General features: G+C 35.0%; 14 protein-coding genes and 1 pseudogene. 4 read left to right on the forward strand and 11 right to left on the reverse strand.

What is annotated here, in order from left to right:
- The first annotated feature begins 67 nt into the window (after positions 1 to 67).
- The gene (locus QRN68_RS01050; RefSeq protein ID WP_285394728.1) at positions 68 to 751 is read left to right on the forward strand and encodes a response regulator transcription factor; all 684 of its coding nucleotides are present in this window, start codon (positions 68 to 70) and stop codon (positions 749 to 751) included.
- Positions 751 to 2,547, forward strand: coding sequence for a sensor histidine kinase (locus QRN68_RS01055; protein ID WP_285394729.1), 1,797 nt, complete (start codon positions 751 to 753; stop codon positions 2,545 to 2,547). The genes QRN68_RS01050 and QRN68_RS01055 overlap by 1 nt, the downstream gene beginning before the upstream one ends.
- 143 nt (positions 2,548 to 2,690) lie before the next feature.
- Here QRN68_RS01055 and QRN68_RS01060 read toward each other — a convergent pair whose 3' ends face one another.
- The 5 genes from QRN68_RS01060 to QRN68_RS01080 all read right to left on the reverse strand — a co-directional run bounded on the left by QRN68_RS01060 (position 2,691) and on the right by QRN68_RS01080 (position 7,824).
- A complete protein-coding gene (locus QRN68_RS01060) occupies positions 2,691 to 3,131 on the reverse strand; it encodes a GNAT family N-acetyltransferase (RefSeq protein WP_285394730.1) in 441 nt (146 codons plus the stop codon).
- 553 nt (positions 3,132 to 3,684) lie between these two features.
- Positions 3,685 to 4,149 carry an ANTAR domain-containing response regulator gene (locus tag QRN68_RS01065; RefSeq protein WP_285394731.1) on the reverse strand — a complete coding sequence of 155 codons (465 nt, stop codon included), beginning with the start codon at positions 4,147 to 4,149 and terminating at the stop codon, positions 3,685 to 3,687.
- A 100-nt stretch (positions 4,150 to 4,249) separates the two neighbouring features.
- Complete coding sequence (gene eutC / locus QRN68_RS01070) at positions 4,250 to 5,110, reverse strand: ethanolamine ammonia-lyase subunit EutC (protein ID WP_285394732.1); 861 nt, start codon at positions 5,108 to 5,110, stop codon at positions 4,250 to 4,252.
- A gap of 15 nt (positions 5,111 to 5,125) precedes the next feature.
- The gene (locus QRN68_RS01075; RefSeq protein ID WP_285394733.1) at positions 5,126 to 6,487 is read right to left on the reverse strand and encodes an ethanolamine ammonia-lyase subunit EutB; all 1,362 of its coding nucleotides are present in this window, start codon (positions 6,485 to 6,487) and stop codon (positions 5,126 to 5,128) included.
- A gap of 239 nt (positions 6,488 to 6,726) precedes the next feature.
- Complete coding sequence (locus QRN68_RS01080; protein WP_285394734.1) at positions 6,727 to 7,824, reverse strand: sensor histidine kinase; 1,098 nt, start codon at positions 7,822 to 7,824, stop codon at positions 6,727 to 6,729.
- Positions 7,825 to 8,134: 310 nt separating this feature from the next.
- Here QRN68_RS01080 and QRN68_RS27010 point away from each other — a divergent pair.
- Together QRN68_RS27010 and QRN68_RS01085 are read left to right on the forward strand one after the other, a co-directional pair.
- A pseudogene (locus tag QRN68_RS27010) lies at positions 8,135 to 8,227 on the forward strand (cobalamin/Fe(3+)-siderophore ABC transporter ATP-binding protein); the annotation flags it as partial.
- 119 nt (positions 8,228 to 8,346) lie between these two features.
- Positions 8,347 to 9,000, forward strand: a complete 654-nt coding sequence (locus tag QRN68_RS01085) for a (2Fe-2S)-binding protein (RefSeq protein WP_285394735.1) — start codon at positions 8,347 to 8,349, stop codon at positions 8,998 to 9,000.
- Between the two features lie 315 nt (positions 9,001 to 9,315).
- Here QRN68_RS01085 and QRN68_RS01090 read toward each other — a convergent pair whose 3' ends face one another.
- The 6 genes from QRN68_RS01090 to QRN68_RS01115 all read right to left on the reverse strand — a co-directional run bounded on the left by QRN68_RS01090 (position 9,316) and on the right by QRN68_RS01115 (position 13,676).
- Positions 9,316 to 9,729, reverse strand: a complete 414-nt coding sequence (locus QRN68_RS01090) for a DUF350 domain-containing protein (protein WP_285394736.1) — start codon at positions 9,727 to 9,729, stop codon at positions 9,316 to 9,318.
- A 65-nt stretch (positions 9,730 to 9,794) separates the two neighbouring features.
- On the reverse strand, positions 9,795 to 11,060 hold the full coding sequence (locus QRN68_RS01095) for a glutathionylspermidine synthase family protein (protein ID WP_285394737.1): 1,266 nt from the start codon (positions 11,058 to 11,060) through the stop codon (positions 9,795 to 9,797).
- A gap of 2 nt (positions 11,061 to 11,062) precedes the next feature.
- Positions 11,063 to 11,371: a hypothetical protein gene (locus QRN68_RS01100; RefSeq protein ID WP_285394738.1), complete on the reverse strand. Its 309-nt coding sequence runs from the start codon at positions 11,369 to 11,371 to the stop codon at positions 11,063 to 11,065.
- Positions 11,372 to 11,387: 16 nt separating this feature from the next.
- The gene (locus tag QRN68_RS01105) at positions 11,388 to 11,849 is read right to left on the reverse strand and encodes a hypothetical protein (protein WP_285394743.1); all 462 of its coding nucleotides are present in this window, start codon (positions 11,847 to 11,849) and stop codon (positions 11,388 to 11,390) included.
- Positions 11,850 to 12,282: 433 nt separating this feature from the next.
- The gene (locus tag QRN68_RS01110; protein ID WP_285394739.1) at positions 12,283 to 13,251 is read right to left on the reverse strand and encodes an MBL fold metallo-hydrolase; all 969 of its coding nucleotides are present in this window, start codon (positions 13,249 to 13,251) and stop codon (positions 12,283 to 12,285) included.
- 47 nt (positions 13,252 to 13,298) lie between these two features.
- The gene (locus tag QRN68_RS01115; RefSeq protein WP_285394740.1) at positions 13,299 to 13,676 is read right to left on the reverse strand and encodes a hotdog family protein; all 378 of its coding nucleotides are present in this window, start codon (positions 13,674 to 13,676) and stop codon (positions 13,299 to 13,301) included.
- Positions 13,677 to 13,830 lie beyond the last annotated feature (154 nt).

Here is a 13,830-nt window from a genome sequence, read left to right on the forward strand (position 1 = left end):
ACTAATAAGTGAGCGTTAAGTACCCCCACTGATTATAGTTTCACTTTATTGATTGAGGAGATAATGAATGAAGCGAACGATTTTAATTATAGAAGATGAAGTAAAAATTGCTAATATAATAGCTGACTATTTTACAATGAACGAATACAGAATTCTAATTGCGACGGATGGTAAGGTTGGTCTGCAAATGTTTGAAGAAGAAACAGTCGATTTAATTATTCTCGACATCATGCTACCAGAAATCGACGGATTCTCCGTGTGCAGAAGAATTAGAAAAAAATCAGATATTCCTATCATTATGCTGACAGCACGATCAGAAGTAGAAGATCAGTTGATGGGCTATGAATTTAAAGTGGACGATTATATGACGAAGCCGTTTAATCCTGAGATTCTAGTAGCTAAATCTAAAGTTCTTCTTGATAGAATCTATACTGTAAAAAAAGAAGATAGAGACAAAGAAACCTTGACGCTAAAAGGAGTCACGATTAACAAACTTACACGTGAAGTATGGATAGATAGCACGTCCATTGAATTAGAGCCAAAACAATTTGATCTTTTACTATATTTGATGGAAAACAAGCATATTGTCTTGTCCAGAGATCAAATATTAAATGAAGTATGGGGATATGATTATTTCGGCAGCGCAAGAGTAGTTGATGCGCAAGTCAAAAAACTCAGAAAAAACTTACAGCATAAAGCCTACCTAATTAAAACCGTATTTGGTTTAGGGTATAAATTCGAGGTGGAATAATGCGAAAAAGAGGGATTGCCTACAAGCTTTTTTTAATTCATATCTTATTATTTACCGCCATATTTATAATCCAAATCGTCTTTCAATCGATTTATTTTGAACCCTACTATATCCATAAAAAGAAACAAAATATGGAGGAGTTTGCCCATACACTTGAATCAAAGATCAAAAACAATGAGTCGACCGACACAATTAAGCAGTATATTTCTGAAATGTCAGAGAGTAATAATGCTATCATTTCGGTTATCGATGATCAACTTCAGGCTCATTACGGAGCGACTTTAAACAATAATTACTCGCAATTCGTGGTCAAAACGAAGGACAACAAGGAGTATAAAATCGTAGAGGACTTTATGTCTATTGACTATAAAGAAATAGATAAAGAGAACAACATCTCAATCGAGGGTCTGCTATTGGATAATAAGGAATCTGTGATTCTCCCGAAAAAAATCAAAATTGGTACTCGAATCTTAGAGCCAACTGATGCATCTTCGATATTTTTTGAAGGAATCACTGTAAGTGAAAATGACATGATGAATGAGCAGCCTAAGCCTATTACAATTGAAGGAAAAGTGATTTCTAAACCAACTGAAAGTAAATCCTTCACAGCACAAAAAAATGTCCTCATTCAAGAATTGATTGTCATGACCAATAAAAATGAAGGCCAAACGTTACCTAATCAAATATATACAGTACGGGACACACAGACAGACATTAATAATTTGATGTTAATTGAAAATGTGGAAGGAACAGATTTGGTAATACTTGCTGTCACTTCTCTTCAATCTGTGGATGAGGTTATTGGCAATTTAAATCAGTACTATATTATTTTATTTGTTTTTACGATGATCATCGTTATTATAATAGCTATTATTTTTTCTAAGACATTATCCAAGCCTCTGGTTAAAATGAGCACGATCGCGAATCAGATTGCAAATCAAAATTTCAGTGAAAAATATATTGTTAAATCCAAAGACGAGCTTGGACAAATGGGCGAAGCATTGAACAAAATTTCTACAAACCTAGAACAGAAAATTTCGGAATTAGTCCATGCCAATGAAAAGCTTGCACAAGATTATGAATTACAGTTGAAGTTGAAGGAAAAAGAAAAAGAGTTTGTTGCCAACGTATCTCACGAGTTAAAGACCCCTTTAACCGTAATAAACGGTTATATTAAAGGGATAAAAAACGGTGTATATGAGCAAAACGACTTGAAATATTGTGATGTTATTTTGGATGAAGTCGACCGAATGACGGAAATGGTACAAGAAATGCTTGATATTTCAAGACTAGAGTCCCCTATCTATCAGCTTACTGAAAGCACCTTTGACATATGGCATACATTTTTAAAGGTGTACGATAAATTCAAAGCAATGGCTGACGAAAAAGGATTGCAGGTTCTGTTTGAAATTGAAGAGGAAGCTTATGTAAATGGGGATATAAAAAGAATCGAGCAGGTCATTACCAACTTATTTATCAACGCTGTAAAATATACGCCAAAACATAACCGTATCAACATCAAAATTGTCTATCTAGAAGGTTTAAATAAATATATGTTTAAAATTGAAAATGAAAATATTTTCATTCCTTATGATGAAATCGAGCAAATTTGGGATCCATTTTACAGAGTAGAAAAATCAAGAAGCAAAGAATTTGGTGGTTCAGGCTTAGGTTTAGCCATTGTAAAACAAATATTGGAACGTCATAATAGTAGCTTCGGCGTAAATAACACCGAAAACGGAGTCGAATTTTACTTTGACTTGAGAGCGGTTAGTACAGATTATTTGGACTACTAATCACCCACTGTTTTTCTCTTCGTCGTCTGAATAAAGATAAATAAAAAAAGGGGATGTTCCAAAAGTCATTTGTAAACTTTTAGAACATCCCCTTGAAAGTTTGTTACGTAATACATATTACGCTCTTCGATATTTTAATGATTTTAATGAAAATTATACTTTGCTAACATTTCTCCCCAGGGGGCTATTTCTTCCTCTTCAAAACCTATACTGGCGTATAGTTTTCTTGCTTGCTCGTTGTCCGGCTGATACCCAAGCCATATGACGTCAGTGCGATCATCTATACTCCGGATGTCTTCAATAATCAATTTCATTGCGCTCTTGCCATGTCCACGCCCTTGAAATTGCTCATCAATCATAAACCTGTATATCCAATAATTTCCATCATCCGCATCTATCCCGTACATCGCGAAACCGATAAGCATTTCTTCACAATAGATCGCCTTTATCTTCATATTCGGTAAAAACTTACTTTCTGCAATTGAATACAGATTCGAGGCCATAAAACCTTCCTGTTCTTGCTTAGGCTTCAGTTGAATACAATCTTCCCAATTGCTTTGATCAATTGATCTTAAACTAATCAAACTTCAGATTCCTCCTCTAGTAGTAGAGAAATCCATGATCACGAACTCTCTACTAAATTAATATTCCCCTACTGATAAAACAATCTGTTATTCTTATATACATACCACATCACTCCTCATAAGATGGATTGTCAACGTTAAATTGGCACAAAAAGGAGTAAGCAATCTGCTCTCTATTTGTACTCTAGTTTAGTTCGTCACATGTAGACGAATCCCTTCTATATTCCACAAAAATTCCAATTTATGTTGTTAGAACTTATCAAAAGAATCTAAATATCCTATGAAAATACTACATGCCCTTTCGAAAAAAATGAATTTTCTGCATATTTAAAAGATGTAGCAACAATCCAGCTATAAAAATGAAATCCTACATTAAAAAAACAAATACTTTTCCCTCGCAGTGACAGTTATTAAGGATAATCTTTTTGAACGATAGCATTAATGGGTATCGCTCGATTATTCATATATTCATAATAATGGCCTTTTCATGGCTAGTGTATAACGTAAAAAAATGGATAATATTTATTGTAGGATGCTTTTATTATATAAATGCCTACTGCCCATTACGTTGCCCTTTTGCTCTTTCAATCATCTTCTGTTTTTGAATCTGTTCTTGTGTGAGTTGTAAAGATTGTTTTAGCGTCTGCGTCCTTTTAGCTTGTTGAAGTGCAATGATGACTGCTGGAATTAAGCTAGCTTCAGAAACCGGTTTAACTAAATACCCCATAATATTATCTTGTCTAGACTTTTCTACAAATTCTTTTTGACTGTATGCAGTAATCAACAACACTGGTACATCCTGCTGACGACCAATAACCTCACTTGCTTTTAAACCATTTAGTTTTGGCATTTCAATATCCATTAACACAAGATCCGGTTTTAAATTAAAAGCGAGTTCAATCGCTCGATCCCCATCTCCTGCTTCTCCGACTACCTCATAACCGTGATTCTGAAGCATCATTTTTAAGTCTAGTCTAATAATTGGTTCATCTTCAGCAATCAGAATCCGTTTTTTCATAAAACATCACAACCTTTCTGAATAAGAAAGAATACAATTGTCTTAAAATTCATTTTAAAAAGTTAATGAGAATCCAATCACAGATGACATGTTTCATTACTTACATGTTGAAACTCCTTTGTTGCGCAAAAGAAACTCCTGTACACTTAGCAAGAAGCATTTGTTCGATTAAATCAGATAGGTAGGCACCAGCTTCAAGCGAAGTCAGCCCATCTTTATGGATATTTGAAACTACTGTCCGATCGGCTTCAACTGTTTTTTCAGTTGGTCGGTAAATCATGTATGCACTCAAGCTTTCATCCGTATTTAGACCTGGTCTCTCACCGATCAATGAAATAACAAGGTCACAATTAACAATAGCAGCTACTTCATCTTGCACCCATACACGCCCTCGCTTAATAAAAAATGGCTTTGCGACGCTAATATTTTTTAATTTTAGCCCTTGTATTAAAGCAGGTAGTAAATCGACCACATTGGCTTCAACAGCCGATGAACTCAAGCCGTCACAAATAATAATTTGTACATTTTTTCCTTTATCCCCGTTTTTCTCAAGAAACTTCACCGATTCATCTGATAACTTTCGACCAGAATCTAAGTCCATTAAGTAAGATTTCATATCGCTAGCTTTTGTTTCCAGCTTATACAAATCCATATTCTGAAGAAAATCATCACTTACATCTCTTAACACAGCATCCTGCGCAGCTGCATGATCAATCAAAAATTGTAAATAACTTGTCGTCAACATCCTGGTTCCAGTTCGACCAATACCAATGCGGGCAGGTGTAATGCTTTGTGCTCGCTCAATAGATGCAGCGTTATGCGGCTCCTCTACCCCTTTTATCCGCTCTTCTGGAAAATATATGATTTCTTCTGTACTTTGATCAATATTGACTTCTTTTGGCGAATTCATGTTTTTCTGCACTTCTTCTACTACTCTTCGAACAATTTCTTGAATATCCATTTTACCCCTCCTCCCTTAATCAAAAATTGATAAATCTCCTGCACGTTTTGTCAACTTTCCATTTTCCATCAGGCCCATATGCTCCAACCATTTTTCAAATTCTCGAAGTGGTCGTAAGCCCAAAATCTCACGCAAACTAGCATCATCGTGATAGCTTGTATCTTGATAATTCAGCATGACATCATCTCCACCCGGTACTCCCATGTAAAAATTCGCACCGGCAACTGCTGTTATGATACCGGCAACTTCCTGATCATTTTGATTGGCATCCATATGATTTGTGTAATTTGGAGCAATCCCCATTGGCAAGCCATGCAATTTCCCCATAAATCCATCTTCAAGATCCGCACGGATTAATTGCCGCCCATCATAAAGTGTCTCCGGTCCAATAAAACCCGAAACGGTATTAACCATAAATGGCTTCCAGTGACGTGCATAACCGTAGCTTCTTGATTCAAGCGTTTGCATATCTACCCCATAGTCAGCATTTAAAGATACTTCCGAACCTTGTCCAGTTTCAAAATACATAAAGTTTGGACCTGCTGATGTACCATATCGAGCCATCATCTCATAGCCCTCATCAAGAATTTTTTTAGATATACCGAACGCTTCATTCCCTTTTTGTGTACCTGCTAAACTTTGAAACATAAGCGCGATAGGTGCCCCCTGTTTTAAAGCTTCCATTTGTGTTGTTATATGGGCTAAAACACAATTTTGTGTTGGAATTTGCCATTTCTCAATAAATTCATGTGAAAGTGTCAAAAGCTTTTTGACGGATTCAATCGTATCCACATTCGGATTGATACCAATAACTGCATCACCCGCTCCGTAGGACAGCCCTTCCTTTATTGAATACAAAATTCCTTCTGGAACATCATTTGGGTGATTTGGCTGACAACGAAATGCTAAGCGACCAGGCTCCCCAATAGTCGTATTGCAATGTGCTTGATATTTCATTTTCTGTGAAGCAAGAACAAGATCAATACTTGACATCAGCTTGGCAACAGCTGAAATCATTTCACTTGTTAATCCCCTCGAAAGTTTCAATAATTGATCTGTACCTGTATCAGATGACAAAATATAATTTCTCAGTTCACCGACTGTCCAACTTTGAATATCTTTATAAATCGTGTCGCTAATATCATCATAAATCAAGCGTGTTACTTCATCCATCTCATACGGAATTACCGGATTCTCATAAATTTCTTTCAACTGCATCTCGCTAAGTACCACTTTTGCTGCCATGCGCTCTAGTGACGATTCTGCAGCTATACGCGACATCACATCCCCAGATTTCGCTTCACTTGCTTTTGCAAGTACCTCCCTTACCGACGAAAACGTATAATGAGTTCCTTTTACTACGCAGGACAATTTCATCATTTAACACCCCTTTTTTATGTTAAAGATTGCAATCAAACGAAAAAAAGGCGCTTTCACATAGCCCTGAAGAAATTCTCTTCAGGCGTGAAAGGCGCCTTTGCCTCAGATATTATTTTAGTTCATTCTACACTACTAGCAAAGATTTTGTAAAGAGCGCTTCCTTTTTTGGAAAAACAAATCCATTAGTTAGGCTTTTCTTGGAACAAGAACTCCAGCCTCCTCGAAATTTTGTACAATTACATTTCTACAGGGTTTTTCTCGATCGGAAAAGTTATTGAAACTTTTGTCCCTTTGTCAGTCAGATGGAATGAAAAAACCCCTTGCAACCTCTCTTCAACTAACATATTAACAAGATGTAATCCTAAAGATGATACATCGTCTAATGAAAAAGAATCACCAATTCCACATCCATCATCCATTACTGTAATCGTAACCATTTGTTTTCGTCGTCTCATATTTATATCAATTCTCCCGTAATTCTTTGAAGAAAAAGCATGCTTAATGCTATTTTGAACTAACTCATTGACAATTAATGCAACGGCTGTCGCTTGATCTGAAGGACAGGAGACAGATTCCCCCTCGACAGATACAGCAATATGTTGGCCTGGAATAATAGACGAGGAGACTAGCAAAGTAGAAATTTGTTGTACTAAAAGTTTAATATCTGCATCCTCAATTCCACGCTGAGCCAAATAATCATGAACTAAAGCCATACTTGATATACGAGCTATACTGTCGTGAAATACCTCTGCTACTTCTATCGAGTGAGAACGTTGCATTTGTAAACGCAGTAACCCAGAAATAACTTGTAAATTATTTTTAACGCGATGATGGATTTCCTGCACGACAATTGTTTGAAATACACGTTGCTTGTCTTCACTATTGGTCGCTTCCATAAATTGCTCTATATTTTTTTCATTCTGTACTACCTGTGAGATATCCCTTTCTTTAATTAATACGGCAATGGTCTTCCCACACAGGTCTTTTATAGGAACAATGTCTTGTTGCATTATCCCGCGCTCTTCCGTAATCCCTCTTGATCCAAAAATTGGTTTCCCAGTTTTTAAACTAAATAAAACACCAGGCTCCAATTCTTCAAATGCTATTTGCCCTAACATACTTTTTTTATACAAAGATGATGTAGTAGAAGGCTTTGCTTCTGCTACAACTAAAGATGCGTTCTTTTCTTCCAAAAGACAATTAATAAATATATCTGCTTGAGAAAGGTCAGCAATTGTTTGAAGGTATTGAGCCACATCTAAAATAATTTCACACTGTTCATTTGATAAATCTGTTAATCGTTTTAAGTCTAAAATCCCTTTTATGATCTGCACTCCCCTTTCTCTAGTTTTCCAAACACTATATCAAAAATAAAAAATGTGTTCAATGCGCTCCATAATATCTAAATCTAATTAAGCTGATACAAGACAAGACATGCTAAATATCAACGTATTTTTAAAAATTGTAATCAAAGTAAAAGCATATTTTTTCTTGTTTTTGTCTATTATTTATACTACAATTTTATTGATAATGAAAATCATTCTTAATTAAAAGAAATAGACGAGACGAATAAAAAGTATTTACTTTTATTCCTCTTAATATTTGCAGCGCTATGCATTTTATCAGCATGTGGAGATACAGCCTTTATTAGTTAAACCTATTATTTATTTGGATATCACTCATCAATTTGAAGTGTTAAATTATTTGTTTGAATTAAATTGCTCTGAACAACGAACAATTGTTGATATTGTTAGCAGAAATGGTTCAAAAAGAATTTGGGATGGAAGTAGCAAAATTAGTGGATCCTTTTTTAAAACTCCATTATGTATCCCGAAAGGAATAGGGAGGTATATAAAGTGAATTTAGAGCCTTATGGCGTGGAAAAACAACCTTCACCTCAAGGTATTCCTTTACATCAATTATTGAATAAGGATACTTTACTACCGATCATTAAACAGTATGGAAATTATTTAAATACTTCTTCCTTATCTGTAGCGGGTTCTTTATTTTTAAAACGTTATGCAATTTTAGTAGCAGCATCGAGTCTTGATTATTATGGACTGCAAAAGAAAAGAATGGATTGGTGGTCTACAGCACGATTTGATGTAACATCATTTAATTTGATAATTGAAGAAAACCCTACAGATCTTTTTGACGATTGTTGGAAAAATCGCATTTTCGCTCAACATTTAACACCAATTATCGGTATTATAAGTAAGGAATGTAAAATTTCCTTGAAGATCTTATGGGAAAATCTAGCTGTAAGGCTACTTGCAACTCTTCGTAAAAATGAAGAATTATATACTTTAAATGAATTAAATGAACATTTTAATGAATTTACATCTTCTGAAACTAATTGGTTAGGTATTGAACAAAATCCTTTTCAAACTTTTTTTCAACGAAAGGAAACATTGAGTGAAGTACCCGTTCGAAAAACGTGTTGTCGATACTATCAAGTAAATACAAAAGCTGATATTCCATATTGTAAGAACTGTCCATTAAGAAAATAATATAGCTCAAAGAATTATGATATAAATCATCTGTTATTTCAGAGACTTTTCCATGTACAGATCAAATAAAAAGAGAGCATGTTTTTTCATTCATAAAAACATGCTCTCTTTTATCAAATACATATTATCTTCATTCAGCGAAAGGCTCCAACCTCTGAAGGTGGCGAGATGAATGCGGATGTTGTTCCTTTTCAGTGTGTCCAAACACCTACTGAATGAAGATAAAGCTTCCCGCGGATGTCACGGATTTTAAAAGGAATGAATTGTGCGAGCACAATTCAAAATCCGGACGCAATTACGCCAAGGCGAAATTGATTAATACGACAAACTTCCTGCTATAATTAATCCTACCGTAATGCCCACTGCAAATAAGCTGAAGCCTACTGCAGTATTTCCTTCTTCCACTTTTTTCTCCAAGCTTGTTTTTGGTGTTAACACGTATTCAATAATCAAATACACAACTACTTGTGTAGCAATTCCGATTAACCCCCAAATAATAGCATCTAGTATATGAACACTTGAAGACCATACTGTATATAATGTGATGCCTAACCCAATCACTTTTCCCCATAGCTTTAATGCAACCGCCAAATTGCCTTCTTTAATTAAGTTCCACTCTGAAAATTTTGTTGTAAAAGCAAATGCAACAATACCAATCAAAATGAGAATAAACCCGGTTCCTATATACAATAAAAAATTTAAAAAACTATCTAATGAGAAAAATCCCATTCTTTTACACACTCCTTTTAAGCTAACTTCAGTTTGATCCAAGCTCTTACATTCTTATAAATTTTCTAATAACCTATTGGTAAAAAATAAGATCCGTTATCTGTAATTTGTCCTCCAGCGCGAATACCAATTGCACTTGCCTTACCATTAATACAAAAGCAACCATACATATAATGCGCTCGTTTGGGACCTTGTTCTGTTTGAATAATAGTTTGTGGTAACTCTATAAACTGTTGATAAACAGGAAGTTCATCTTTATATGTTTTATGAATATCTTCCGCAATTTTTTTACCTGTAGTGGAAAAAATCTCGACAGTGTCTCCTTCGCGGCCAAATGCAGGCTTTTTCACAAAACTTTGTCCTTGTTGTAAAAACATGTCTGGATCTAGATAAGTTGGTAAAAAATATTTATGTATCGCGTTATGTTCTTCACGTGTATAAAAAGAATGCTGTTCCTCATGTAGCCCCCAAATGAGTGCCATTATTGCCTTGGATTGTAGTAAAAAAGCAGAAGGGGGATTTATAATGGCTAAGTCCTGTTGTTCTACAAACTTCATTAACGATTGACCTACTTTTTCTTTCGTCATTGGATCTTCATCATATATTAAATGTTCAATTGGATACGTCTGTCGATATAAAACATCGATTTTTTCTCCTTTTCTATCATAAAGACCTTGTGGTAGGACAACCTCTTCATTTTCTAAAATTGGCTCATCTACAAGTTGTAAGTGATTAAAGTCCATATACTGACTTTTTAATCCAGAGAGTTCCTTTAAATACATTGTTGTCAGTTTATCTTCTTCATGATCAGAGTGTGCTGCGAAAACGATATTGTTAGCTCCATCTCTTCCGCTAGAACGAAGCAACGACGTTACAGCTTTCAATATAGCTTGTTTTAACTGATCTTCGTATCCGTCGTTTGGATTTTCCATCTCAAACTGTTCACACACTTTTCCATTCACAAAAAAAGTTTCTTTGATAAATGTAGGTGTATCTGCGTTTATTTCAAGCAATTTCACTTGTTCCTCTGTCACTACTAAATCTAAACGAGCGATGACACTTTCTACTGGCAGTGTTTGCAAACGGATGAAAGAGTGCGTTTCAGTGGGAAATCCAAGTCGCAAAAGTGTCTCATCATCTACCATACGCAACAAAGCAGCTGACTTATAAAAAATATGGCCAATCTGTTCGGTTGCTTGGCGAATCTTAGTGATCGTTTCAGCACTTTCTCTCTTAATATCAAATAGAACATATTCCATACCATATATATCATGCCAAAAATCCTTTATCTGGCTAAAAAACTGTTGTCGATTTTCTCGAAATCGGTTCATCTTTACCCTCCAAAACCGCCTTTTGAACCACTACCTATTCCTGATTTGTAATTCGATGCATAACTTTTGTAATCAGCACTTTTTTGTAACGAATTTTTTGATGTATAATATTTCCCACCATAATAGTAACCCCCGGCATGTGTTGAATGACTATCATCGCAATAATACGTACCCGTCTCTTTATCCCATTCCCAATCATCGCAATCCGTTCCAGTTGGCGCTTCATATCCCCTTTCGTCCCCACAAGCAGAGAGCGTTACTAAAGCCGCAGCTGCTAATGCCCCTGTCATCATTTTCTTTGTCTTCTTCATTCTAAAAATACCCTCCCTATGTTACAAGCGTAAATCCTGTTGGCTTAACATATAAAACATACACGCCTCGGTCTTCATCAATTTCAGCTGAATCACGCTCCCATTCCTTACCATCGATATATGTATATATGCTTCCGATAACGCTTAAAATATCTAGATGATTCGTCATATATTCAAATGTTATAAGCGGATGATTTTTATAGGCATTTAATTCACGAAATTCCAGTTTAATCCCTTCATATAACGGTTCTTTAATATCAATTGGTGTTTCTTCATATGATTTTACATAAATTACAAATAACTCATCCTCAATAGCAGAAGACAGTTGTTGATACGTCTTACCTTCTTTAATAAAAAATTCACATTCTCTTCTAGTTAAAATTTGTGGTAAATCAATATTAGTATAATAATAGATTGGTTCAAACTTGTCTTTCTCTTTTTGCAAACGATATTCTAACATTGCACCTTCAAATTGCATAACACACTTCCCTTTATAAATATTAATATCTCTTCGAATTGCCATGGCTAAAACTAACTACCCTATTTTTGAATCATCACCATAACGTGTACAACTTTTGATGATAAGCCTACATTTATACGTTAAGAGGTGATTAACCCTTAAAGAAGCTCCATATTTTTTATACGACTGTAAATTATAAATAGTTTCAAATTTTTCAACTAAACGGCTTCTCTAGCTGCTGACCAAGTACTCAATTATAAACAGCATAGTAGGAATCATTTGAATTTAAGAGATTAATAACATAACAATATTGATTTGGCTGAGGGTAGCCGTAATTATAAAACAGGAAATTAAAAAAGATGTAATATTCACAAAGTAAACTCCCTTTCGAGTTCATCTCTTTGAATTATTACATCTATTTCTTAAAAAATTATAGCTCAAAATTGCACCTTTATCTTGTCCAATTATTTGGTTTCCAATCGGTTGCTATCCATTGTGGATCTGGCACTTCATATGGTGCTGACGCCATTAATTTGTCTTGTTCCCATATCGCCGCTTTTGAGCGAATCATTTCATCAATAAATGGTTGTACGAATTCCTTTGGCTCTGTTTGAAAAGAGTGAACAGCAAAATCGTAAAACCACCCACAACTTAGTAAATAAGGCGCAATATTTTGCTTCGTTAATCCATTTTTCAACATTAGTGTAAAAGAAAAAATTCGTTTACATGCATGCCAAGCCATTTTTTCTGGTGATTCCATCCATTTTTCAATGCGTTCTCTTGCTTTGTCAATCATTATTAATGGGTCGTCGATGGCACGACCATGACCAGGATATGCTTTTTTTATCGAAAGTTTAGCGAGTCGCTCTAGACTTTCATAAGAACGTCCTAAACTGTTTGTACCTTCTCGAAAAATATTTAACCATCCAACATCATTGTAATGAAACAAATCACCACAAATTAAAATCTGCTGTTTTGGCTCGTATAAAGATATATGTCCTAATGTATGTCCTGGTGTATGTAAAACTTGTAAAGCACTATTACCCGTATTAATCTCTTGTTCATCTACAAGTAACTGTTGCACAACATATTGTTCCACTGGTTGATCTAAATAGTGGGCACTACAAGTTTCGAAATCACAACGATTAACCATTTCTCCCTCCCAAAGATGTGCCGCAATCGGTAGGTTATATTGTCGCTGAAAATAATGATTTCCACCAACGTGATCGCTATGATAGTGAGTGTTTATAATGCCATTTAACTGTTGTGGTAATATCCCTACTTCGGTTAAAAGTTTCTCAGTTCGAACTATATCACTACCAAATCCGGTATCAATTAAAAATGATTGATTATCTTGAATAACAATACTATTAGCACTCGGAAATGGACGTTCAAAAAATAGAATTTCTGCAGTTTTCATATGGTAAACTCCCCCTATCAAATACTTCTACTGAAATAAGTTAAATGTTATAGAATAATACCTGAAAAGCTTCCCTTTAATACTTCCTTTTCAAGTTGATTTGTACACGTAAATGTTGTAGTAATTGCCGTACGATTTTTTCCATCCGGTTCATACTGTTCAATTATTACATCACAACGAATCGTATCATCACTAAAAACTGGACGTAAAAATTCGTAATTCATTTTACGCGCTAGTACGTTATAGTCACCTCCAACTTTCGTTGGGAGCGTCGCTGTTAAAAGCCCTTGTACAACAAATCGTCCTTGTTCGTCTGGTGTGATATGATGAACCCCTTCATCTTTTGATACTCTCGTAAATAATTCAACATCCTCTTTTGTAAACTTACGTTCAAATGTAATTTTTTCTCCTACATGCAATACCATCAATATCCCCCTCTGTAAAAAACACCCTTATAGACTGAATAATAAAACTATTCAATCTATAACTCAACTATTACACATCAACATACGAAAATTATTGTTTCTGACTACTCCCACAGCTAAAGCAGCGGGGTTCTTATATACTTAAGAGAAGCGT

The organism is Lysinibacillus sp. fls2-241-R2A-57 (genome assembly GCF_030209535.1).
In the GTDB taxonomy this organism is placed as follows: domain Bacteria; phylum Bacillota; class Bacilli; order Bacillales_A; family Planococcaceae; genus Lysinibacillus.